The 20,939-nt window shown below is 56.7% G+C and carries 16 protein-coding genes and 1 pseudogene; all 17 read right to left on the bottom strand.

Going from position 1 to position 20,939, the window contains the following annotated elements; genetic code table 11:
• Positions 1 to 17 precede the first annotated feature (17 nt).
• Positions 18 to 2,723 (bottom strand): preprotein translocase subunit SecA, encoded by a 2,706-nt coding sequence (secA, locus tag HA41_RS01500; protein ID WP_094119271.1) that lies wholly within the window; start codon positions 2,721 to 2,723, stop codon positions 18 to 20.
• A gap of 74 nt (positions 2,724 to 2,797) precedes the next feature.
• Positions 2,798 to 3,304, bottom strand: coding sequence for a secA translation cis-regulator SecM (secM, locus tag HA41_RS01495; protein ID WP_208612731.1), 507 nt, complete (start codon positions 3,302 to 3,304; stop codon positions 2,798 to 2,800).
• Positions 3,305 to 3,605: 301 nt separating this feature from the next.
• The gene (gene lpxC, locus HA41_RS01490; protein WP_094119269.1) at positions 3,606 to 4,523 is read right to left on the bottom strand and encodes a UDP-3-O-acyl-N-acetylglucosamine deacetylase; all 918 of its coding nucleotides are present in this window, start codon (positions 4,521 to 4,523) and stop codon (positions 3,606 to 3,608) included.
• Between the two features lie 101 nt (positions 4,524 to 4,624).
• Positions 4,625 to 5,779, bottom strand: a complete 1,155-nt coding sequence (gene ftsZ / locus HA41_RS01485; protein WP_009092127.1) for a cell division protein FtsZ — start codon at positions 5,777 to 5,779, stop codon at positions 4,625 to 4,627.
• 71 nt (positions 5,780 to 5,850) lie between these two features.
• Positions 5,851 to 7,107, bottom strand: a complete 1,257-nt coding sequence (ftsA, locus tag HA41_RS01480) for a cell division protein FtsA (RefSeq protein ID WP_003854739.1) — start codon at positions 7,105 to 7,107, stop codon at positions 5,851 to 5,853.
• Entirely contained in the window at positions 7,104 to 7,943 is an 840-nt protein-coding gene (gene ftsQ, locus HA41_RS01475) for a cell division protein FtsQ (protein ID WP_094119268.1), read from the bottom strand. The genes ftsA and ftsQ overlap by 4 nt, the downstream gene beginning before the upstream one ends.
• A gap of 1 nt (position 7,944) precedes the next feature.
• Complete coding sequence (locus HA41_RS01470; RefSeq protein WP_094119267.1) at positions 7,945 to 8,865, bottom strand: D-alanine--D-alanine ligase; 921 nt, start codon at positions 8,863 to 8,865, stop codon at positions 7,945 to 7,947.
• Positions 8,858 to 10,333, bottom strand: a complete 1,476-nt coding sequence (murC, locus tag HA41_RS01465; RefSeq protein WP_094119266.1) for a UDP-N-acetylmuramate--L-alanine ligase — start codon at positions 10,331 to 10,333, stop codon at positions 8,858 to 8,860. Before murC ends, HA41_RS01470 begins: the two co-directional genes overlap by 8 nt.
• Positions 10,334 to 10,403: 70 nt before the next feature.
• Positions 10,404 to 11,462: an undecaprenyldiphospho-muramoylpentapeptide beta-N-acetylglucosaminyltransferase gene (murG, locus tag HA41_RS01460; RefSeq protein WP_094119265.1), complete on the bottom strand. Its 1,059-nt coding sequence runs from the start codon at positions 11,460 to 11,462 to the stop codon at positions 10,404 to 10,406.
• A complete protein-coding gene (gene ftsW / locus HA41_RS01455) occupies positions 11,459 to 12,673 on the bottom strand; it encodes a cell division protein FtsW (RefSeq protein ID WP_094119264.1) in 1,215 nt (404 codons plus the stop codon). Before ftsW ends, murG begins: the two co-directional genes overlap by 4 nt.
• Positions 12,673 to 13,989 (bottom strand): UDP-N-acetylmuramoyl-L-alanine--D-glutamate ligase, encoded by a 1,317-nt coding sequence (gene murD, locus HA41_RS01450; protein ID WP_094119263.1) that lies wholly within the window; start codon positions 13,987 to 13,989, stop codon positions 12,673 to 12,675. Before murD ends, ftsW begins: the two co-directional genes overlap by 1 nt.
• Before the next feature lie 2 nt (positions 13,990 to 13,991).
• Positions 13,992 to 15,074, bottom strand: a complete 1,083-nt coding sequence (mraY, locus tag HA41_RS01445; protein ID WP_094119262.1) for a phospho-N-acetylmuramoyl-pentapeptide-transferase — start codon at positions 15,072 to 15,074, stop codon at positions 13,992 to 13,994.
• The gene (gene murF / locus HA41_RS01440; protein WP_094119261.1) at positions 15,068 to 16,426 is read right to left on the bottom strand and encodes a UDP-N-acetylmuramoyl-tripeptide--D-alanyl-D-alanine ligase; all 1,359 of its coding nucleotides are present in this window, start codon (positions 16,424 to 16,426) and stop codon (positions 15,068 to 15,070) included. Before murF ends, mraY begins: the two co-directional genes overlap by 7 nt.
• Positions 16,423 to 17,910 carry a UDP-N-acetylmuramoyl-L-alanyl-D-glutamate--2,6-diaminopimelate ligase gene (gene murE / locus HA41_RS01435; RefSeq protein WP_094119260.1) on the bottom strand — a complete coding sequence of 496 codons (1,488 nt, stop codon included), beginning with the start codon at positions 17,908 to 17,910 and terminating at the stop codon, positions 16,423 to 16,425. The genes murF and murE overlap by 4 nt, the downstream gene beginning before the upstream one ends.
• Complete coding sequence (locus HA41_RS01430; protein ID WP_094119259.1) at positions 17,897 to 19,663, bottom strand: peptidoglycan glycosyltransferase FtsI; 1,767 nt, start codon at positions 19,661 to 19,663, stop codon at positions 17,897 to 17,899. Before HA41_RS01430 ends, murE begins: the two co-directional genes overlap by 14 nt.
• A gap of 16 nt (positions 19,664 to 19,679) precedes the next feature.
• Complete coding sequence (ftsL, locus tag HA41_RS01425) at positions 19,680 to 20,000, bottom strand: cell division protein FtsL (protein WP_094119258.1); 321 nt, start codon at positions 19,998 to 20,000, stop codon at positions 19,680 to 19,682.
• A pseudogene (rsmH, locus tag HA41_RS01420) lies at positions 19,997 to 20,937 on the bottom strand (16S rRNA (cytosine(1402)-N(4))-methyltransferase RsmH). The gene ftsL and the pseudogene rsmH overlap by 4 nt, the downstream one beginning before the upstream one ends.
• Between the last annotated feature and the right edge of the window lie 2 nt (positions 20,938 to 20,939).

The raw sequence follows: 20,939 nt of genomic DNA, 5'->3' as shown, positions 1-20,939 counted from the left end.
TTCATCAATGCTTAATCTCAGGCCAGACGACCGTGGCACTGCTTATACTTTTTACCTGAGCCACATGGGCAGGGATCGTTGCGTCCGACTTTACGTTCGCCACTCTGCTGCGCCAGCGCTTCTGCCGCCAGCGTCTCTTCTTCAACGTGGCTCAGTTGCTGCTGCTGGGCCAGACGTTCCGCCTCTTCGCGACGTTGCTGCTCCATCGCTTCAACCTCTTCCGGCATCCGCACCTGCACCTTGCTCAGCGTACTGATCACTTCATATTTCAGTGACTCCAGCATGGCGGCAAACATAGCGAACGACTCACGTTTGTACTCCTGCTTCGGATCCTTCTGCGCATAACCACGCAGATGAATACCCTGACGCAGGTAGTCCATCGCCGCCAGATGCTCTTTCCACAGCGAATCCAGCGTCTGCAACATCACGCCTTTTTCGAAGTTACGCATCATCTCAGCGCCAACCACCTCTTCTTTGGCGGCATAGTTCTCCATCGCATGCGTCATGATGCGCTCACGCAGCACCTCTTCATGCAGATCGGGTTCTTTATCCAGCCATTCCGCAATCGGCAGGTTAAGGTCAAAATCGGTACGCAGACGCTCTTCCAGACCTGGCACATCCCACATCTCTTCCAGTGACTGCGGCGGGATGTAGGTATCGATGGTCACTTTATAAACGTCATGGCGAATGCTGTTGATGGTTTCGCTCACATCCGACACATCCAGCAGTTCGTTACGCTGGCTGTAGATGGCGCGACGCTGATCGTTGGCCACATCGTCATATTCCAGCAGCTGCTTACGAATATCGAAGTTACGGCTTTCTACTTTACGCTGCGCGTTAGCAATCGCTTTGGTGACCCACGGGTGCTCAATTGCTTCACCTGGCTTCATCCCCAGTTTACGCATCATATTTGAGACGCGATCCGAGGCAAAAATACGCATCAGCGCATCTTCCATTGACAGGTAGAAGCGGGAAGAACCGGCATCACCCTGACGACCGGCACGACCACGCAGCTGGTTATCGATACGACGCGATTCGTGACGCTCGGTACCCACAATGTGCAAACCGCCTGATGCCAGTACCGCGTCATGACGAATCTGCCATGCGGTTTTGATCTCTTCGATTTGTGCTTCGGTCGGGTTTTCCAGTTCAGCGACTTCGGCGTGCCAGCTGCCGCCGAGCATAATATCGGTACCACGTCCAGCCATGTTGGTCGCAATGGTGACGGCACCTGGCTGACCCGCCTGGGCCACGATTTCCGCTTCGCGGGCGTGGAATTTGGCGTTCAGAACATTATGTTTGATACCGGCGCGCGTCAGTTCATTCGAGACCACTTCCGATTTTTCAATCGAGATGGTTCCGACCAGCACCGGCTGGCCATTGGCGGTCCGCTCCCGGATATCTTCGATAATCGCATCGATCTTCTCTTTCTCGGTCATATAGACCAGATCGGGCAGATCTTTACGCACCATCGGACGGTTGGTCGGCACCACAATGGTATCGAGCTTGTAGATAGAGCTGAATTCGAACGCTTCGGTGTCCGCCGTACCGGTCATACCGGCCAGTTTTTCGTATATACGGAAGTAGTTCTGGAAAGTGATAGAGGCCAGCGTCTGATTCTCGTTCTGGATATCTACCCCTTCTTTAGCTTCAATCGCCTGATGCAGACCGTCAGACCAGCGACGACCCTGCATGGTACGACCGGTATGTTCATCGACGATCACCACTTCGCCATCTTTCACGATGTAATCCACATCGCGGGTAAACAGCGCATGGGCGCGCAGTGCCGCGGTGACGTGGTGCATCAGCATAATGTTGGTCGGCGAATAGAGGGATTCGCCCGCTTCCATAATGCCCTGACTGACCAGCAGTTCTTCTACTTTGACCAGTCCGCGTTCAGACATATGCGCCTGGCGCGCTTTTTCATCGACCCAGAAGTCGCCTTCACCCTGATGGGTTTCGGTGTCTTCTTTATCCTGGCGAACCAGATGCGGGATGATTTTGTTCACTTTGGTGTAGAGCTCAGAACTATCTTCTGCCGGTCCCGAAATGATCAGCGGCGTACGCGCTTCATCGATCAGGATGGAGTCAACTTCATCCACCAACGCATAGTGCAGTTTACGCTGTACACGCTCTTCCGGGCTGAAAGCCATGTTGTCGCGCAGGTAGTCAAAGCCATATTCGTTGTTGGTACCGTAGGTAATGTCTGCTGCATAAGCTTCACGCTTCGCCACTGCCGGCAGGCCCGACATGTTGATACCAATGCTTAACCCAAGGAACTCAAACAGCGGCCGGTTGTTTTCCGCATCACGCTGTGCCAGATAGTCGTTGACGGTAACCACGTGAACGCCTTTACCGGACAGCGCATTCAGGTAGGCTGGCAGCGTTGCGGTCAGCGTTTTACCTTCACCGGTACGCATCTCAGCGATGCAGCGATCGTTCAACACCATGCCGCCGATCAGCTGCACGTCAAAGTGACGCATCCCGAACACGCGTTTACTCGCTTCACGCACGGTTGCGAATGCTTCCGGGATCAGGCTTTCCAGTGATTCACCTTTTTTCAGGCGTTCGCGGAACAGGTCAGTTTTAGCTTTGAGTTCATCATCAGAGAGCTTCTCAAAATCGGGCTCCATCTTATTGATGACGTCTACCACTTTGCGCATACGACGCAGCGTACGATCGTTACTGCTACCAAAAACCTTGGTTAATATTTTGCTTAACATAATAAATATATTCTCAATTCAGCCGGAGCATTCCGGACTGCGAAATCTAAACAGAGTGAATAAAACCAAAAATATTAGCAGAACAATCGGGCGGGTCCGGCGCGAATACCATGCACGCGGGCATGCCATTCAACCCATGAGCGGGTTGTCGCGGTAAACAGAGGCGGCGTGGAGAGCGTCTGCGGCGCAGCACGCAGCGCAGAGTGGGATGTCAGTAAGTCATGCAGCGAATCGATCAGCGCCAGCTTTTGTGCCGCCAGCGGCAATGCTTGTTGTTCAGCCTGCGCCTGGGGCGTCAGCGTGAAAGAGAGATGGCGAATAACGGTGCGGATGGCGTGCTGATGCCAGTAGTCGACATTGAAACTGGGACGACGTGCCGCTTCCTGAAGGCGAATCAGGTGATCAAAGCGCGCGGCGTTACCCATAAACAGGCTACTGGCCGGCGATTCAGACGAGGTATTGAGTTCAGAACTTTGCGCACAGGCAGGTAAGCCGAGACTGGCCGCGACCATCCCTAACAGGAGATGAGGCCAGAAATAGCGTCTACCTAATTGTCGCCAGCGCAGAAGAATTCCGATCACAACCTTTCCATCGCGCACGCTCTGTTGCGCTCTTATTATCGTTCGCCCGCCGCGAGCTGCAGCGGTATTCAGCCTGTAAAAGCGCCAGAGATAGTATCACTAATGTGGGGCATCCACACCTGGGATTAAAGTGGCGATGCGAGAAATTGCGCGCGATTGTTCATCAATTCAGCAAAACAGACAATGCGTTGCGAGCAGGGTTGCAGTCAGCAGTAGCAGGAGCGGAGGCAATAAAAAAACGGCTGGCGCCGCTGACCGGAGAGGGTGTCAGCATAACCAGCCGTTTCACATTCTGAGGTAATTAAGCCAGAACCAGATTCGGTGCTTTGAATGCCAGCGGCAGTTCAGCTTCGTCTTCGAAGGTTGCCCATTCCCAGGCTTCCTGCTTAGCCAGAACCGCTTGCAGCAACTTGTTGTTCAGCGCGTGGCCCGATTTGAACGCAGTAAATGCGCCAATGATGTTATGACCACACATAAACAGGTCGCCGATAGCGTCCAGCATTTTGTGACGGACAAACTCGTCTTCAAAACGCAGGCCTTCTTCATTCAGTACGCGGAAATCATCCAGACCTATCGCACAATCTAAGCTACCGCCCAGGCACAGGCCTTTAGACTGCAGATATTCGATTTCACGCATAAAGCCAAATGTACGCGCGCGGCTGATTTGCCGAACAAAGGCGTTAGCAGAGAAGTTCATCGCATAACGCTGCGAGCTGGAATCGATCGCCGGGTGTTTGAAGTCGATGGTGAAGTCGAGCGAGAAACCGTTGTACGGTTTGATCTCGGCCCATTTGTCACCCTCTTCCACACGCACGGTCTGCTTAACACGCACGAATTTCTTCGCGCTGTTGAGCTGCTCGATACCCGCATCCATCAGCAGATAGATAAACGGTGCTGCGCTGCCGTCCATAATCGGGATTTCCGGTGCATCGACTTCAACAATAATGTTATCAATACCCAGACCCGCCAGAGCGGCATTAAGGTGTTCGACCGTTGAAATACGCACGCCTTCATCATTCACTAGGCAGGTACTCAGCATGGTGTCGCGCACGTATTTTGCATCAGCCGGAAAATCTACCGGTGGATTCAAGTCGGTGCGACGATAGATGACCCCGGTATTAGCCGACGCAGGGCGTAGTGTCAGGGTGACTTTCTTGCCGGTATGTAAACCGACACCCGTCGCCTGAACAATACGTTTTAGTGTCCTTTGTTTGATCATCGTATTATCTCGCAATATTACCTTTCCGACCGCCAGTATACTTTACCAGCGGGCAGATACTTTAGCACAAAGAGCGGAGAATCCCAATTATAGGGTTAATCCTAATCGGCCTGCTTACGCAAAAATGCCGGAATATCAAGGTAGTCTGGCTCTTTGTTCGATTGCGCAGCCTGGTCGTTAACCACTTTTGCTGCCGGTTTCTGCTCCTGCGGCAGCGGTGACATACCGTGCTGCTGATAGCGATGATCCATTACCGGCTGGCTGGCTGGCTTGTTAGTAACCAGCGTAATTTCTGGACGTTTATCCATGCCGATACCGGTTGCCACCACGGTGACGCGCAGTTCGTCGTTCATTTCCGGATCGAGTGAGGTACCAATCACCACGGTAGCGTTGTCAGAAGCGAAGGCGCGGATAGTGTTACCCACGGTTTCGAACTCGTCCAGACGCAGGTCGAAACCAGCCGTGATGTTGACCAGCACGCCGCGCGCGCCAGACAGGTCGATATCTTCCAGCAGTGGGCTGGAGATCGCCATTTCAGCCGCTTCTTCCGCACGGTCTTCGCCACAGGCGACGCCTGAACCCATCATCGCGTAGCCCATTTCGGACATCACGGTGCGCACGTCAGCAAAGTCGACGTTCATCAGACCCGGACGGGTAATCAGTTCGGCAATGCCCTGAACCGCGCCTTTCAGCACGTCATTGGCCGCGCCAAAGGCATCCAGCAGAGAGATGCCACGACCCAGTACCTTCAGCAGCTTGTCGTTTGGAATAGTAATCAGTGAATCGACATGCTTAGAAAGTTCCGCGATCCCCTGCTCGGCAAACGCCATGCGCTTCTTGCCTTCGAAGTTGAACGGCTTGGTGACGACAGCAACGGTCAGGATACCGAGATCCTTCGCCACTTCAGCCACCACAGGCGCTGCACCGGTACCAGTACCGCCGCCCATGCCCGCTGCGATGAACACCATGTCTGCCCCTTCCAGCGCAGAACGCAGTGCTTCGCGATCTTCTTCTGCAGAGTTACGGCCCACTTCCGGGTTCGCACCCGCACCCAGACCTTTGGTAATGTTATTACCGATCTGAATCGTCTGGCCGACAGCTGTTTTACGCAGCGCTTGCGCGTCGGTATTCACAGCAAAGAATTCTACACCTTCGATACGTTCGCGTACCATGTGTTCTACGGCGTTACCGCCGCCACCGCCGACGCCGATGACTTTAATCACCGCGTCATTGGTTAATTCCATAGGTTCAAACATGATTTCTCTCCGTTATGTGCCTGTCGCCTGGAGATCACTAAAGAAAACAGCATGATCCCCTTTCACAAAAATTAAAACTCTTTTTTCAACCAACTATTGATGCGCTTGAACCAGTTGCCTACTGAGACCCGTTTTTCGGTCTCTGCATCGCCGTTCATGTGCGACTCTTTGCCGTAATGCAACAGTCCCACCGCGGTGGAGTAGTATGACTCCTGCGCATAGTCAGTTAAGCCGGTAATATTCAGCGGTTGTCCGATGCGCACCTGCGTATGGAATACGCGTTGCGCACAGGCCGCCAGTCCTTCAATTTGCGCCGCACCGCCGGTCAGGACTATGCCCGCGGCCAGGTGGTGCTTCACGCCCTGCTGACGCAGTTGTTCCTGTAACTGCAGAATCTCGTCATTGACCAGATTCAAAAGCTCGGTATAACGCGGCTCAATCACTTCAGCCAGCGTCTGACGCTGCAGGCTGCGTGGTGGACGTCCACCGACGCTGGGCACTTCAACGTTCTCATCTTTGCCGACAATCGAGCCCAGCGCGCAACCGTGACGCACTTTGATCGCTTCAGCATCGGTCGGCGGTGTACCAAATGCATAGGCGATGTCGCTGGTGACCACATTACCTGCATACGGAATAACCTTAGTGTGCCGTAAAGCGCCGCCGGTATATACGGCAATGTCCATTGTACCGCCACCAATATCGACAACACAGACACCCAGCTCACGTTCGTCTTCAGTTAAGACCGCAAAACTGGAGGCCAGGCCGGCAAAAATCAATTGGTCAACTTTCAGGCCACAACGTTCAACGGCTTTGACGATATTTTTCGCCATATCGTTGTGACAGGTGATCAGATGCACTTTTGCCTGCATGCGCACCCCGGACAGACCGACCGGATTTTTGATCCCTTCCTGATAATCGATGGCGTACTCCTGAGGAATAACATGCAGGATGCGATGCTCGTCACGCACACGCACCGACTTAGCGGTATGCACTACGTTCTCCACATCATCCTGAGTCACTTCCTCTTCGGAAATCGGAACCATCCCGATTTCGTTCTGACAACTAATATGTTTGCCCGATAACGCAAGGTAGACGGAGGAAATCTGGCAATCTGCCATCAGCTCAGCCTGATCGATGGCGCGCTGTACGCATTTCACCACCGACTCAAGGTCATTCACGCCACCTTTATCCATACCGCGGGACGGACAGCTGCCCACCCCAATAATGTTGACCATACCATCGGGCAGAATTTCCCCAACCAGGGCGGCAACCTTCGCGGTGCCAATTTCGAGTCCAACTACCAGTTTTCTGTCCGTTGCCTTGATCATTGTTGTTTAGCCTGTGCCTGGTTCTGTTGCTGATTACTGTCCTGTGGCTCCATCACGACCGGCGTCCAGCCAACAGAGGCGCCCGAGTCGTATCGTAAATCCACGTAGCTGATACGTTTGCTCTCGTTCTGACCTTGCTGTTGCAGCACCGGGTAGAGCTCAATAAAGCGGTTCAGGCGCTTCATGGTATCGCTGCGTCCCAGTTCGATGCGTACATCGTCGCTGGTGACCAGCTGCCATGAGCGCCGGGCCGTCATCGACGCGACCTTCAGGGTAAACTTTCTCGCCTTCAGGACATCGTCCATGCTGTGATAACCCGCCAGCACCTCTTTTTCACTGCCTTCTGGCCCATACAGCATCGGCAAAGTCTCTTTACCTCTATGGTTCGCTGGCACGCTGAAGGAGACGCCATCGGCGTCCACCATATGCAGATCGTTCCAGCGCGCCACCGGCGTATACTCCACCAGATGGATTTTCAGTTCGTCCGGCCACTGTTTACGCACGCTGACCTGCTTAATCCACGGCAGCCGCTCAATCTGCTGCTGCAGAATATCCACATCCTGCGACATAAAGGTGCCCGGCGCGCCGAGCGATAAAATCGCCTGGCGAATGTCATCATGGGTGGTGTAATGGGTTTGCCCGGTCACCACCAGCTTTGACAACGGCAGCCGCGATGCATCGTTCATCCACTTCAGCACCACCAGCCCGCCAGAAATCATAATCCCGATTACGATCAGCAAAAAAACGATGCCGAACAATCGGGCGCCGTTACTGCGCCCGGTGCGTATACGCTCCTGCGGTTCACGATTTCGAACTCTCATCGCCGCCTGTGACATATCAGTCGGCCAACTCCAGAATATGCGCAACCAGCTGCGCGAAGCTCATGCCCGCCTGTTTCGCCGCCATTGGCACCAGGCTGTGGCTGGTCATTCCCGGCGAGGTATTGGCTTCCAGCAGCTGGAAGTTGCCCGCCTCATCGGTCATCACATCGACTCTGCCCCAGCCACGACAGCCAAGCGCATGCCAGGCCGCCAGCACCAGCTGCTGCAACTCCGCTTCTCGCGCCGGGCTCAGATCAGCCGGGCAGACGTACTGAGTATCGTCAGAAATATATTTTGCTTCATAGTCATAGAACTCGCTGGCGCTCTTTATTTCGATAGAGGGCAGGATACGATCGCCAACAATCGCCACCGTGTACTCCGCGCCGCTGAGAAACGCTTCAACCAGCACGTTATCGTCGTGTTGAAACGCGGTCGCCAGCGCGTCAGGCAAGTCACTCAGTGCATTGACCCGACTGATCCCGACGCTGGAGCCCTCACAGGCGGGCTTAACGAATAAGGGCAGACCCAGCGCCGCGATGGCTGCATCTGTCGCGGCATCCAGTCCGCTATCGAACTGCTGGCGCGTCAGCCAGACAAACTGACCCGACGGCAACCCGCGTCCCTGCCACAGCAGTTTGGTGCGGAGCTTGTCCATGGTCACTGCCGACGCCATGACACCGCTGCCGGTATAGGGTAACTGCAGGAACTCCAGCACCGCCTGCAGCGTACCATCTTCACCGCCACGCCCATGCAGGGCGATAAACGCTTTGGTAAAGCCCTGCTCTTTGAGCGTCAGCACTGACACATCGCGGGTGTCGACAGCATGCGCATCAATACCGCTTTCCCGCAGTCCGGCCAGTACAGCCTGACCTGACATCAGCGAAACTTCGCGTTCGGCGGACGTACCGCCCATTAATACGGCAACTTTGTCAGCCATGACGATCCTCCGCTTTGCGTTCCGGCTGCAGTTTGCAGTCCGCCAGCTTGCGGGCGACCTTGCCGACGTTGCCGGCACCCTGCACCAGAATCAGATCGTTACCGGACAGCAGTGGCGCGAGCATTTCCGGCAGCGCGTCATGTTCAGGCACCAGAATCGGGTCTACTTTGCCGCGATTGCGAACCGCGCGGCACAGCGACCGGCTGTCAGCGCCAGGGATCGCCGTCTCGCCCGCCGAATAGACATCCAGCATCAGCAGCACATCGACCTGCGACAGCACGTTCGCGAAGTCATCAAACAGATCGCGGGTACGGGTGTAGCGATGTGGCTGAAACACCATCACCAGCTTTTTATCTGGCCAGCCGGCGCGCGCCGCTTTGATCGTTGCGTCCACTTCGGTCGGGTGGTGTCCATAGTCGTCAACCAGCATTGCACTGCCAGCCTGACCGTTAACCGGTTCTGTCGGGAATTCACCCAACAGATCAAACCGGCGACCGGTGCCCTGAAAACTTTCCAGCGCAGCCAGAATCGCGTTGTCCTCAATACCCTCTTCGCTGGCTACGGCCACTGCCGCCGCCGCGTTCAGCGCGTTATGACGACCTGGCGCATTCAGGGTGATCTGCAACAGCGGTTTGTCCTGACGCACCAGGGTAAAATGCCCCTGCGAGCCGCGCTGATGGTAATTTTCAATGCGGAAGTCGGCGTCATCGCTGAAACCGTAAGTGGTAATTTGACGCCCCACTCGCGGGATCAGGTCGCGGATCACCACATCATCTACACACAGCACAGCACGACCGTAAAACGGCAGGTTGTGCAGAAAATTAATAAACGTCTGTTTCAGGTTCTCGAAGTCGCCCTGATAGGTATCCATATGGTCGGCTTCGATGTTAGTGACAATCGCCACCATCGGTTGCAGATGCAGGAACGACGCATCGCTCTCATCCGCTTCCGCAATCAGATAACGGCTGCTGCCCAGACGTGCATGGGTGCCTGCTGCTTTTACCAGTCCGCCGTTAACAAAGGTCGGATCGAGACCGCCCTCTGCATAAATACTCGATACCATCGCCGTGGTGGTGGTTTTGCCATGGGTGCCGGCAACGGCAATGCCATGACGGAAACGCATCAGCTCAGCCAGCATTTCGGCCCGGCGAATCACCGGGATACGCTGCTCGCGGGCAGCCACCAGCTCAGGGTTGTCCTGCGCAACGGCGCTGGAAACCACCACTACACTGGCGTCGGTCACATTCTCAGGGCGATGGTTGAAATAAATGGTGGCACCCAACGCAATCAGGTTCTGAGTCACCGGGTTAGGGGCCAGATCTGAACCGCTGATATGGTAGCCTTCATTTGCTAACACTTCGGCAATACCGCCCATGCCCGCTCCGCCGATGCCGACAAAGTGGATGTGCCGGACGCGACGCATCTCGGGCACGATAGTTCGCAGTTTTGCCAATTGTTGTGTATTCATCGCTCTCAATTACCTGCTCTTTCAGTTTGTGCTCAACCTGAGCACGGGTCAGACGCGCTGACCGGAATGATTACTTTGCGGCGCGAGCCACTTCCTGCGCGACCCGGTCGGTCGCATCGGGGATCGCAACCTGACGGGCCTGCTCAGCCATCGTCAGTAACGTCGGGCGATCCCAGTGGCGCAGCAGATCGGCGACTGCCTCCGCCGTAAACTGCGGCTGCTCAAAAATTCGGGCCGCGCCAGCTTTTTCCAGCGGCAGCGCGTTCCAGTACTGCTGGCGATCTTTGTGCTGAAACGGCACGAAAATCGCCGGTAAACCCGCGGCGGCAACTTCGCTCACCGTTAAGGCGCCGGAGCGACAGACCACCACATCAGCCCAGGCATAGGCGGCGGCCATATCATCAATAAACTCAGTGACCTTGTGCTGGGGCTGACCGGCCTGCTGATAGGCTTTTTCCACTAGCGGCAACCCGCCTTTACCGGTCTGGTGCCATAGAGTGATCGCTTCGCCCAGCTCCGCGGCAACCTGCGGCAATGTCTGGTTGAGCACCCGCGCGCCCTGACTGCCGCCAATCACCAGAACCCGGATCGGACCGGTGCGACCGGCCAGACGCTCAGCCGGCAGCGGCAGTGCCAGTACATCGGTACGTACCGGATTGCCGACCACATCAGCCCGGGGAAAGGCACCGGGAAACGCCTGCAGCACTTTGGTCGCGATCTTCGCCAGCCACTTGTTGGTCAGGCCAGCAATGCCGTTCTGCTCATGCAGCACCACCGGAATGCCACAGCTCCATGCCGCTAAGCCGCCCGGTCCGGAAACATAGCCGCCCATTCCCAATACCACATCTGGTTGCCAGGCTTTCATGATGCGACGCGCCTGACGCCAGGCGTTGAAGATGCGCAGCGGAGCCAGCAGTAACGCCTTGAGGCCTTTGCCCCGCAGTCCGCTGATGCGGATAAAATCGATGTCGATGCCGTGCTTTGGCACTAAATCCGCTTCCATACGGTCGGCGGTACCTAACCAGCGGACCTGCCAGCCCTGTTCCATCAGATGATGGGCGACAGCCAGACCGGGAAAGACATGCCCACCGGTTCCGCCCGCCATCACCATCAATCGCTTACTGCTCATCGACCACCTCGGGTAAACGCCTGCGCTTTTGCCAGTCGCGTTTCATAATCTATGCGTAACAAAAAGACGATGGCGGTCGACATGATAATCAGACTCGACCCACCATAACTGATCAGTGGCAGCGTCAGACCTTTAGTCGGTAACATACCGGCTGCCGCGCCGACGTTAACCAGCGCCTGAAAGCTAAACCAGACCCCGATTGAACAGGCAAGAAAGCCCGAAAAACGCTGATCCAGCTCCAGTGCGCGACGGCCAATCGACATCGCACGAAAAGCGACGAAGAATACCATTAACAGCGCCATAACCACACCGATGTAGCCGAGTTCTTCACCGATAATCGAGAAAATAAAGTCGGTATGCGCTTCCGGCAGATATTCCAGTTTCTGCACCGAGTTACCCAGCCCCTGGCCCCAGAATTCACCGCGCCCAAATGCCATCAGCGACTGCGTCAGCTGGTAGCCGCTGCCGAACGGATCTTCCCACGGGTTCCAGAACGACGTGACGCGACGCATACGGTAAGGTTCTGCGATGATCAACAGCACCACAGCAAAGATGCCTGAGCCGATAATCGCCAGGAACTGCCACAGTTTGGCCCCTGCCAGGAACAGCATCGCCAGCGTGGTGACGAACAGCACCACCACGGTACCGAGGTCCGGCTGCGCCAGCAGCAGCACCGCCAGCACCACCATCACGCCCATCGGCTTACAGAAGCCCCAGAAGTTGTTACGCACCTCTTCCACTTTGCGCACCAGATAGCTGGCGAGATAGCAGAACAGGGTTAGCTTGGAGAGTTCAGCTGGCTGAATACGCAGCGGTCCGAGCGCGATCCAGCGCGATGCCCCGTTCACCGAGCTACCGACCACCAGCACAATCAGCAGCATCGCCACCGAGGCCATCAGCATGACGTTGCTGTAGCGCTGCCAGAAGTCCATCGGTATCCGCAGCGTCACCAGCGCTATGCCGATTGCCAGCGCGATATAAAACGCATCACGCTTGGCGAAGTAAAACGGATCGTCATTAAGACGCTGACCCACCGGCATGGAGGCGGAAGTCACCATCACAAAACCAATCACCGCCAGGCCGAGCGTCAGCCACAGCAGCGTGCGGTCATACAGCACCAGCGAAGTGTCATCGCTTTCACGCGAACCCATCACCCAATCCTGCAGGCGGCCTGAGAAGAAACGCGCCAGTCCGGCGCCGGGAATACGCATCAGCTCAGCTCCTTCACCAGTTGCGCGAACTGTTCGCCACGCTGCTCGAAATTGCGGAACTGATCGAGACTGGCGCAGGCCGGTGACAGCAGCACCATGTCGCCTGACTTCACCTGCGGGGCGATCTGCTCCATCGCCTCACGCAGCGTTTCCGTGCGTACGGCAATCTCAGGGCGCAGCGCGGCCAGCGCATCGCCATCCCGACCAAAGCAGTAGATCCGCAGATTATCGCCCTGCAGATAAGGCGTCAGCGGGGAGAAATCGGCTGATTTGCCGTCGCCGCCTAGCAGCAGCCATAAGGTCCCGCTGACCTGCAGACCATTCAGCGCGGCTTCGGTGCTGCCCACGTTGGTCGCTTTGGAGTCATTGATCCAGCGCACGCCCTGATGCTCATGTACCAGCTGAAAGCGATGCGCCAGACCGTTAAAGCTGGTGAGCGCCGCCAGGCTGGAGGCACGAGGCAGGCCGACCGCATCGGCCAGCGCCAGTGCAGCCAGCGCATTGGTATAGTTGTGTTGCCCGACCAGCTTCATTTCAGCGGTGTTCAGTACCTTCTCGCCCTTCACCCTCAGCCAGACGCTGCCCTGCTGCTTATTGAGGTGATAGTCACCAAAATCGATACCAAAGCTGATGCAGCGCGCATCCGCGCCACGAACCGGCATGGTCAGGGCATCATCGGCATTGACCACACAGACCTGCGCATTTTCATAGACACGCAGCTTGGCGGCGCGATACTGCTGCATGCCGAGCGGATAGCGATCCATGTGGTCTTCGGTGACGTTAAGCACGGTCGCCGCCGCCGCTTTCAGGCTGTGAGTGGTTTCAAGCTGGAAACTGGAGAGCTCCAGCACATAAAGTTGCGCCGGTGATTGCAGCAGGCTCAGCGCCGGCAGACCGATATTCCCGCCTACGCCCACCTGCCAGCCCGCGGCTTTCGCCATCTCGCCTACCAGCGTGGTGACGGTGCTTTTGCCGTTGGAGCCGGTAATCGCCACAATCGGTGCCTGCGCTTCACGGCAGAACAGCTCGATATCGCCGACGATTTCAATCCCGGCGTCGACCGCTTCGCTCAGAATCGGATGCGCCAGCGCGACACCCGGGCTGGCGACAATCAGGTCGGCATCCAGCAGCCAGTCAGCGTTAATGCCGCCCAGATGGCGTTCCACCCGCGCTGGCAATTTCTCCAGCCCCGGCGGCGACACACGGGTGTCCATCACGCGAGGCGTTACACCCTGCGCTAAAAAGAAATCAACACAGGAGAGACCGGTCAGGCCTAACCCGATGATGACAACTTTTCTACCCCGATAGTCAGCCATGATTAACGCACCTTCAGCGTGGCCAGGCCAATCAGCACCAGCATTAGCGAAATAATCCAGAAGCGCACAATGACGCGCGGTTCCGGCCAGCCCTTCAGTTCATAGTGGTGATGGATCGGCGCCATGCGGAAAATACGCTGACCGCGCAACTTAAACGATCCCACCTGCAGGATCACCGACAGCGTTTCAACCACAAATACGCCGCCCATGATCACCAGTAAAAACTCCTGACGTAGTAGCACTGCAATGGTACCCAGCGCGCCCCCTAACGCCAGCGATCCCACATCACCCATAAAGACCTGGGCTGGATAGGTGTTGAACCACAGGAACCCCAGCCCTGCCCCGACGATGGCGGTACAGACGATCACCAGCTCACCGGCATGACGCAGATAAGGAATATGCAGGTACTCGGCAAACTTCACGTTACCGGTTGCCCAGGCGACCAGTGCGAAGCCCGCCGCGACAAACACCGTCGGCATAATCGCCAGCCCATCAAGGCCATCAGTCAGGTTGACGGCGTTGCCGGTACCAACAATCACAAAGTAGGCCAGCACCACATAAAACAGGCCAAGCTGCGGCATGATGTCTTTGAAAAACGGCACCACCAGCTGCGTAGCGGGCGTATCTTTTCCCGCCACATAAAGCGCGAACGCGACGCCAAGCGAAATCACTGACATCCAGAAATATTTCCAGCGGGCAATCAGGCCTTTCGTGTCTTTGCGCACCACTTTGCGGTAGTCATCGACAAAACCGATGATCCCGAATCCAATCAGTACCACCAGAACGCACCAGACATAGGGGTTAGATGGGTAGGCCCACATCAGCACCGAGATGGTAATGGAGGTGAGGATCATGATGCCGCCCATGGTCGGCGTACCGCGCTTACTGAAATGCGATTCCGGGCCATCGTTACGCACCACCTGGCCAATCTGCAATTTTTGCAGCCAGGCAATCAGGCGCGGTCCCATCCACAGCGAAATAAATAACGCGGTCAGCAGGCTGACAATGGCGCGAAACGTCAGATACGAAAAGACGTTGAAGCCGGAATAAAAAGCGACCAGATGCTCGGCCAGCCAAACTAACATGTTCCTTTCTCCTGTAAGCTCTGTACTACCTGCTCCATGGCGGCACTACGCGAACCCTTAATCAAGACAGTCATTTCTTTGTGTTCGGACAACAGCTGACGCAAACGTTCAGTCAGCGCGGTTTTATCGCTGAAATGTTCACCAGCGCCACTGCTCTCGCTGATCAACTGACTCACGCTGCCCACGCTCAGCACCCGATCGATACCCGCGGCACGTGCCGCCAGCCCGACTTCACGGTGGCACTGCTCGCTTTCATCACCCAGTTCCGCCATATCCCCGGTCACCATCACCCGGTAACCCGGCATTTCTGACAGCACCTGCGCCGCGGCGGTCATCGATCCAACGTTGGCGTTGTAGCTGTCATCCAGCAACAGCTGGTGCGCGTTTAAGCGTATCGGGAATAAACGCCCTGGCACCGACTGCAAGGTTTTCAGACCTTGCTGTACTGCGCTCAGCGGCGCATCAACCGACAGCGCCAGCGCCGCGGCGGCCAGCGCGTTGGCGATATTGTGTCGTCCCGGCAGCGGCAGCGTAATCGCCACCTCACCGCGCGGCGTCACCATCACAAAGTGGGTGCCATCCTGCGCAATGGTGATATCACGGGCAGCGAAGTCACAACCTGTCGCATCAGGCGAAAAGCGCCAGACCGTCTGGTCCTGCAGATGCGCCTGCCAGTTTGGCCAGTCGTTGCTATCCGCATTGAGGATTGCCGTGCCGTTGGCGGGCAATCCCATAAAAATTTCGCCTTTGGCTTTGGCAACACCGGCCAGCGAGCCAAAGCCTTCCAGATGCGCCGCGGCCAGGTTATTCACCAGCGCGCTTTCCGGTCGCACCAGATCGGTGGTGTAGGCGATCTCGCCCTGATGATTAGCGCCCAGCTCAATCACTGCATAGTGATGTTCTGCCGTCAGACGCAGCAGCGTCATCGGGACGCCAAAATCGTTATTAAGGTTACCGGCGGTATAGAGTGTTTCGCCGCACTGACGCAGGATCGACGCGGTCATCTCTTTAACCGAGGTTTTACCGGATGAACCGGTCAGCGCCACTACGCGGGCGGTCGCCTGCTGGCGAACCCAGGCCGCCAGCCTGCCAAAGCCGAGTCGGGTATCGTCAACCACTACCTGGGGTACCGCGACGGGTAAATGCTGACTCACCAGCAATGCCTGCGCGCCGTTGGCAATCGCATCGCCGACAAAGTCATGGGCATCAAAACGCTCACCCACTATCGCGACAAACAGGCTGCCCGCCGTCACCTTGCGGGTGTCGGTGGTGACGTCAGTCAGGGTTAAATCACTGCCATACAGCGTGCCGCCGGTGATTTCAGCGAGGGTATGTAAGGAGATCGGGATCATGCCGCGCCTCCCAGCAGTGCCGCTACCGTGGCGCGATCGGAGTAGTCCAGCCGGCGATTGCCAATGATCTGGTAATCTTCGTGGCCTTTACCCGCCACCAGCACGATATCGTCAGGCTGCGCCTGCATGATGGTGCTGGTGACCGCCTGCGCGCGGCCCGCGACGACGCGGGCACGGCCCGGGTCCAGCAAGCCGGTCAGAATGTCCTGCACAATTGCCTGTGGATCTTCGCTGCGTGGATTGTCATCGGTGATCACCACCCGATCGGCGAACTGCTCAGCGATGGCTCCCATCAATGGACGTTTGCCTTTGTCGCGATCGCCGCCGCAGCCAAACAGACACCACAGCTGGCCTTTGCAGTGCAGACGTGCCGCTTCCAGCGCTTTTTCCAGCGCATCCGGCGTATGGGCATAATCCACCACCACCGTCGGTTTGCCAGCCGCGCTGAATACTTCCATCCGGCCATTGACCGGCTGTAACTGCGGTGCGGTGTTGATCAGCGCATCAAGCGGATAGTCGAGCGCCAGCAGCGTCGCCAGCGCCAGCAGTAAATTACTGACGTTGAACGCGCCCATCAGACGGCTGTCGATTTCGCCTTCGCCCCAGCTGGAGCTGAAACGGATATGCGCGCCGTTATCGTGATACTGCACTGCGTCGGCTTTCAGCCAGCGGCCGTGACAGCCAGGCTGTAAATTATTTTCCATCGTTACGGCGACCGCATCAGGCAGATTTGCCAGCCAGCGACGACCGACTTCATCATCGGCGTTGAGAATCGCCTGTCCGACCTGATGCTCAGAGAACAGCAGCCATTTAGCGGACTCATAGCGCTGCATATCCCCGTGATAATCGAGGTGATCGCGGCTGAGATTGGTGAACACCGCGGCCGCAAACGGCAGTGCTGCCACACGATGCTGAACCAGCCCGTGCGACGAGACTTCCATCGCAGTCAGCGTGGCGCCCTGTTCTGCCAGATCGTGCAGCAGATGCTGAACATCGACCGCCGAGCCGGTGGTGTTTTCAGCCGGGATAAGCTGACCGATCAATCCGTTACCTACCGTCCCCATGACCGCACTGGTTTCGCCCAGCAGGCTGGCCCACTGCGCCAGCAGCTGGGTGGTGGTGGTTTTACCGTTGGTCCCGGTGACGCCAATCAGCGTCTGCTTTTCACCCGGCTGCTGATAAAAACGGCCAGCCAGTGCCGAAAGGCGCTGATGCAGCTGCGTCAGATAGATAACCGGTACACCGTGCATTTCACGGATTTCGCCGTCGACCGCTTCCCCTTCCGCTTCCGCGATCACGGCGGTTACGCCCTGTGCAATCGCCTGCGGAATGAAACGGCGTCCGTCAGCCTGATGGCCTGCAACAGCGACAAACAGATCGCCGGATGCCGCAATACGGCTATCCAGTGTCATGTCACGCAGTGGACGCGCCGGCGCGCCTGGCACCCAGGGGCTGAGTAAGTCGCGCAGGTTACGATCTGTCACTTGATTCCTCACTTCTGTTAGTCACCAACTCGTTCTTGTCATTGGTCGGCAACGCATCCGGCTCGATGTTCATGGTGCGCAATACGCCACCCATGATGGCACCAAATACCGGCGCAGAGACCGCACCACCGTAATACTTGCCAGCCTGGGGATCGTTGATCACCACTACCAGCGCGAATCGAGGATGACTGGCAGGCGCGACACCTGCGGTATAAGCAATGTATTTATTGACGTAGCGTCCATCCGGCCCGACCTTTTTTGCCGTACCGGTTTTGATCGCGATGCGATAACCTTTAATCGCCGCTTTGACACCGCCACCACCGGGCAGCGCCACGCTTTCCATCATGTGCATCACGGTTTTAACCAGTGACTCATCGAAAACGCGTTGTCCCGCGACAGGCGGATCGACTTTAGTGATCGACAGTGGGCGATTAATGCCGTAGCTGCCAATGGTTGCGTAGACTCGCGCTAACTGTAACGGCGTTACCATTAGCCCGTAGCCGAAAGAGAAGGTGGCCCTCTCTATGTCAGACCACCGTTGTTTTTGAGGGTATAAGCCACTGCTTTCCCCGACCAGCCCCAAATTGGTCGGTTTGCCCAGTCCAAAGCGCGCGTAAGTATCTACCAGTGCTGAGGAAGGCATCGCTAACGCCAGACGTGAAACCCCGACGTTACTCGACTTCTGTAAGACCCCTGTCAGGGTCAGTTCGCTGTAGCGCGCCACATCTTTGATCTCATGACCATTAATGCGGTACGGCACGGTATTCAGTACGCTGTTCTCTTTAACTACGCCACGCTGCAGCGCCGTCATCACCACCATGGGCTTGACGGTAGAGCCGGGTTCAAAGATGTCTGTGATAGCGCGGTTACGCATCAGATCTTTTGGCGTGTTGCTGAGGTTATTCGGGTTGTACGCCGGGCTGTTGGCCATCGCCAGTACTTCACCGGTATTCACATCCACCAGCACAGCCGTGCCCGATTCCGCTTTGTTAAAGGCCACGGCGTTGTTCAGTTCGCGGTAGACCAGCGCCTGTAAGCGCTCATCAATACTCAGCGTCAGGTTATGGGCGGCGCGACTGTCGACCGAGGAGATATCTTCAATCACCCGGCCAAAGCGATCTTTTCGCACTGTACGTTCGCCCGGTGCGCCGGTCAGCCACTTATCGAAGCTTTTCTCAACGCCTTCAATGCCCTGACCGTCGATGTTGGTAAAACCAATCAGATGGGACGTGACCTGTCCGGCCGGATAGTAGCGACGTGACTCTTCGCGCAGATGGATACCGGGGAGCTTGAGTTTTTTGACATACTCGCCGATGGCCGGATTGACCTGGCGCGCCAGATAGACAAAGCGGCCTTTAGGATTCGCATTCACCCGCGCGGCCAGCTGGTCGAGAGGAATGGAAAGCGCATCCGACAGCGCCTTCCAGCGGCTGTCCAGCGTTACGCCACCACCGGCATGCAGCTCTTTTGGATCCGCCCAGATGGCGTTAACCGGCACGCTCACCGCCAGCGGACGGCCAGCACGATCGCTGATCATGCCGCGCGAGGTCGGCACCGCCTGCACGCGCAGCGAGCGCAGATCGCCCTCTTTCACCAGCTTGTCAGGGTTAATGACCTGCAGCCAGGCCACACGCGACAGTAAGCCACCCAGCGCCAGCAAAATACAGCCGCACAGCAACGCAAAACGCCAGCTTACAAAGCTGGCTTTATCTTCCGGTTTCTTCAACTTCAGCGTTCTGCCTGCGCCGCTCATTCGCTATCTGAGGTCCTTATTTCTGCACCACAATATTTTCTTGTGAAGGATCAACGTGCTGCAATTGCAGCTTCTCGGTTGCGATTCGTTCAACACGACTGTGATCGCCCAGCGCGTTCTCTTCCAGGATCAGGTTGCGCCACTCGATATCCAGCGCATCCCGCTCCAGTACCAGCTGTTCACGCTGCGCCGTCAGCAAGCGTGTTTTATGCGTGGTGGTGACCACCAGTACCGCAGAAACCAGCACCGCGATCAGCAGCAGAAACGGGATCTTGCCTTTTCGCAGCAGATCCCCGCCAATCACGGCCGGCAGGCTGTGGCGCTCATTACCGATCATGCGTCGGTCTTCTCCGCAATACGTAATACCGAACTGCGCGCGCGTGGGTTCTCAGCCACTTCCGCTTCGCCCGGCGACAGTTTGCCCAGCAATTTCAGTTCACGTCCGCCCAGCGCGCGTAACTGCTGTTCGGTCATTGGTATTCCGGCAGGCACTTGCGGTCCGCGGCTCTGATCGCGCATAAAGCGCTTCACCAGCCGATCTTCCAGCGAGTGGAAGCTGATCACCGATAGCCGTCCCTGCGGCGCCAGTACCTCAACCGCACCTTTCAGCGCAATATCGATCTCTTCCAGTTCACTGTTGATCCAGATGCGGATCGCCTGGAAACTGCGCGTTGCCGGATGCTTGAACTTATCCTTGATCGGCGTAGCGCGGCGATCACCTCTGCCAGTTCCCTGGTCCGGGTCATCGGCTGCTCGCGATTGCGCTCAACAATGGCGCGGGCGATACGTTTAGCAAAACGTTCTTCACCGTAGGTCTTCAGCACGAAAGCGATGTCCGCTTCTTCGGCGTGGAGTAACCACTCTGCGGCGGAATGCCCGCGCGTCGGGTCCATCCGCATATCCAGCGGCCCATCGCGCATAAAAGAAAAGCCGCGTTCGGCATCATCCAGTTGCGGTGAAGAGACGCCCAGATCGAGCAAAATACCGTCAATTTTACCGACTAATTCACGCTCAGAAACGTACTCCGCCAGCGCAGAAAAAGGACCATGGATAATTGAGAAACGCGGGTCGGTGATCTCAGCGGCCGCGGCAATAGCGTGCGGGTCACGATCGATAGCGATCAGCTTTCCCTTCGCGCCAAGGTGCGAAAGAATTAAGCGCGAATGACCGCCACGACCAAATGTGCCGTCGATGTAGATGCCGTCTTCCCTGATGTTGAGGCCGTTAACCGCCTCATCTAACAGCACGGTGGTATGTTTAAAATTTTCCTGCATAG

The sequence above is a fragment of the Pantoea conspicua genome, from assembly GCF_002095315.1.
Lineage (GTDB): Bacteria > Pseudomonadota > Gammaproteobacteria > Enterobacterales > Enterobacteriaceae > Pantoea > Pantoea conspicua.
The sequence above is the reverse complement of the archived record's forward strand: the minus strand, read 5'-3'. Positions and strand labels throughout refer to the sequence as shown.